Consider the following 3,618-nt stretch of genomic DNA (forward strand, 5'->3'; position numbering starts at 1 on the left):
CTGAAGACGGTGCTGGGCGTGCTGCTGGCCGCCCGCCAGCCCATGTTCCTGGCCTGGGGGCCGCAGCAGACCTGGCTCTACAACGACGCCTTTGCACTCATCCTTGGCCGCAAGCATCCGGCTGCGCTGGGCCGGCCCAGTGCGCAGGTCTGGCAAGAAGCCTGGGGCGACCTGGCGCCGCTGTTCGAACAGGTGTTTGCCGGCGAGGCGGTGCACATGGACGGCTTCACCGTCGGGCTGGACCGGGACGGTGTGGTCAGGGACGCCAGCTTCGACTTCTCGTACACGCCCATGCGGGACGAAGCGGCGCAGGTGGCCGGCTTGTTCGGCGTGTGCATCGAAACCACGGACCGGCTGCAGGCGGTGAGCGCGCTGCGCAGCGGCGACACGCGGCAGAACGTGCTGGTGGCGCTGGCCGAGCGCTTTCGTGAGCTGGACGACCCTTCGGACCTGTCGTTTGCCGCGGCTGAGATCCTGGGCCGCGCGCTGGGAGTGAGCCGCGCCGGCTACGGCACGGTCAGCAAGGCCGACGAGACCATCAGCATCGAGCGCGACTGGAATGCGCCCGGCATCCGCAGCCTGGCCGGCGTGCTGCACTTCCGGGACTATGGCTCCTACATCGAGGACCTGAAGGCCGGCCGCACCGTGGTGGTCAGCAACGCCGACCTGGACCCGCGAACCGCCGCCACCGCTGGCGCGCTGAAGGCGATCAGCGCGCACGCGCTGGTCAACATGCCGGTGACCGAGCAGGGCGGGCTGGTGGCGCTGCTGTACCTGAACCATGCGCAGCCCCGCGAGTGGCCCCAGGAGGAGCTGGCGTTGATTCGCGAGGTGGCCGAGCGCACGCGCAGCGCGGTGGAGCGGCGGCGGGCCGAGGAAGACCTGCGGCAATTGGCCGCCTCGCTGGAGCAGCAGGTGGTGGCCCGCACCGAGGAGCGCGACCGGGTGTGGCGCAATTCGCGCGACCTGCTTGTGGTGATCGGGGCCGACGGCGTCTTCCGCGACGTCAATCCCGCATGGACGGCGATCCTGGGCTACCGGCCGGAAGAGGTGATAGGCCGCAGCTTCGTGGCCTTCGTCTGGCCCGGGGACGCTGGCTTGACCCAGACCGGACTGGATGCCGCGCTCAGCAAGCGCAACCTGACCGGCTTCGAGAACCGCTACCTTCACAAGGACGGCTCGCTGCGCTGGATTTCCTGGCACACCGCCACCGAGGGCGAGCTGGTGTTTGCCTATGGTCGTGACGTCACGGTCGAGAAACAGGCGCAAGCCGAACTCGCCGCGGCGCACGAGGCCTTGCGGCAGTCGCAGAAGATGGAGGCGGTGGGCCAGTTGACCGGCGGCATCGCGCACGACTTCAACAACCTGCTGGCCGCCATCAGCGGCAGCCTGGAACTGCTGAGCCGGCGGCTGGCGGAAGGGCGCACCGCCGGGGTGGAGCGCTTCATCGGCACCGCGCAGGGGGCGACCCGGCGCGCCGCGGCATTGACGCACCGTCTGCTGGCCTTCTCGCGCCAGCAGACGCTGGACCCGCGGCCGGTCGACGCCAACCGCCTGATCGCCGGCATGGAAGACCTGGTGCGGCGCAGCGTCGGCCCGAATGTCGAGCTGGAAGTGGTCGGTGCTGGCGGCGTGTGGACCATCAAGGTCGACCCGTCGCAGCTGGAAAACGCCTTGTTGAACCTGTGCATCAACGCCCGCGACGCGATGGCGCCGCAGGGCGGGCGGCTGACCATCGAGACCGCCAACAAGTGGCTGGACGAGCGCGCGGCCAAGGAGCGCGAGCTGCCGCCGGGCCAGTACGTGTCGATCTGCGTGACCGACACCGGCACCGGCATGGCGCCCGAGGTGATCGCCCGCGCCTTCGATCCGTTTTTCACCACCAAGCCACTCGGCGAGGGCACCGGGCTGGGCCTGTCCATGGTCTACGGCTTCGTGCGCCAGTCCGGCGGCCAGGTGCGCATCTATTCCGAGCTTGGCAAGGGCACGACGATGTGCCTTTACCTGCCGCGGCACACCGGCGAGGACCTGCCTGCGCCAGAGCCCGAAGCCGAGCACCACGGCCTGGGCGCTGGCGAAACGGTGCTGGTGATCGACGACGAGCCCGCCATCCGCATGTTGATCACCAGCGTGCTGCAGGAGGCTGGCTACAGCACGCTGGAGGCAGGCGAGGGCGCCAGCGGGCTGCGCATCCTGCAGTCGGACACGCCCATCGACCTGCTGATCACCGACGTTGGCCTGCCCGGCGGCATGAATGGCCGCCAGGTGGCTGACCAGGCGCGCGTGGCCCGGCCGGCGCTGAAGGTGCTGTTCATCACCGGCTTCGCGGAGAACGCGGTGGTCGGCAACGGGCACCTGGCCCACGGCATGGAAGTGCTGACCAAGCCCTTCGACATCGAAGCGTTGGAAAACAAGGTCCGTGACCTGATCGACCGCACGAACTGAGGCGGCCGGCCGTCAGCACAAATTTTTGTGCACCGATTGCCGCCGCCTGCGCGATCAATGGGCACCGACTCACCAACACGGGCCTGTGAAAAGGCTGTGTCGGAATCACTCTGGGGCTTGTAAATGTGCAATTCACACATTTATCATCAGTCTGTGAGTTCGGTGGCCCGTGCGCCTGCGGTATTCGACTGCGCGCCTATGCTTCCGGCCTCGCTCTCAGGCCTGTTGCCATGTCCGATCCCTCCACAGCCCTTTCTTTGCCATCGCCGGAGCACAAAGCCTTGCTGGAAGCCATGCAGTCACTGCTGGCCCCGCTGGGCCGCCTGGCCGTGGCGCAGGGCTTGCACTTCGACTCGCTGGAAGCGCTGTTGAAGCTGGCCATGGTGCAGGCCGCGCGCGAAGCCGCTCTGAAGGCCAAGCCCGAGGCGCTGCCGCACCGTCTGGTCAGCCGCATTGCCACGGCCACCGGCATCAACCGGCGCGAGGTTACGCGGCTGGTTGGCGAATCGCTGGAAGCGCCGCGGCCACGCCCGTCGATGGCGCTGCGCCTGTTCTTCCGCTGGTCCACCGACCCAGCGCTGCCGCAGGATGAGGCTGGCCTGCCGCGCCAGGGCCCGGCGCCCAGTTTCGACGCGCTGGCCGCGCTGGTGACACGCGACGTGCATCCCCGCAGCCTGCTGGACGACATGCTGCGGCTGAAGCTGGTCACCTGGCAGCAGGACAGCGACCGCGTCAGCCTGAACCGTGCCGCGCTGGTGCCCGACCGGGACCAGGCCCGCTTGCTGGGCCTGCTCGGTGGCAATGTGGGCGACCACCTCAGCGCCGCCGTCGACAACGTCGCAGGCGAGCAGCCGCGCCACTTCGAGCAAGCGATCTGGGCCAACGGCCTGTCGCTGGACTCTGCACAAGGCGTGCGAGGCTTGGTCGAAAGCCATTGGCAGCAACTGACGCAGCAGTTGGTGCCCGAATTGCAGCGCCGCATCGACCGCGACGAAGCCGACGGTGCGCCCACTGACGCGGTGGTGCGCGTTGGCATGTTCATGTACTCGCAGCGCAGGCCGGCACCGACGGCCGAGCCCGCGCGCGATGAGGAGGATTTTCCCGATGGCGCGAATGACTGAACGGCCCGGCCGCTGCTGGCGAACGCCGTTTGCCCTGGCCTGCAGCCTGGCG

2 protein-coding genes are annotated in these 3,618 nt (G+C 68.7%); both read left to right on the forward strand.

Annotation, left to right across the window (positions count from 1 at the left end; all coding sequences use genetic code 11):
* On the forward strand, positions 1-2,445 hold a 2,445-nt coding region (locus tag FKP22_RS24135; RefSeq protein ID WP_211361556.1), incomplete at its 5' end, for a GAF domain-containing hybrid sensor histidine kinase/response regulator.
* A 230-nt stretch (positions 2,446-2,675) separates the two neighbouring features.
* Positions 2,676-3,566: a DUF6502 family protein gene (locus tag FKP22_RS24140; protein ID WP_141290210.1), complete on the forward strand. Its 891-nt coding sequence runs from the start codon at positions 2,676-2,678 to the stop codon at positions 3,564-3,566.
* Positions 3,567-3,618 lie beyond the last annotated feature (52 nt).

It is taken from the genome of Ideonella azotifigens, assembly GCF_006519715.1.
In the GTDB taxonomy this organism is placed as follows: Bacteria; Pseudomonadota; Gammaproteobacteria; order Burkholderiales; family Burkholderiaceae_C; genus Ideonella; species Ideonella azotifigens.

Coding starts and splice junctions, on each gene's coding strand:
- FKP22_RS24140 (WP_141290210.1), top strand. CDS start 2,676: ATGTCCGATCCCTCCACAGCCCTTTCTTTGCCATCGCCGGAGCACAAA.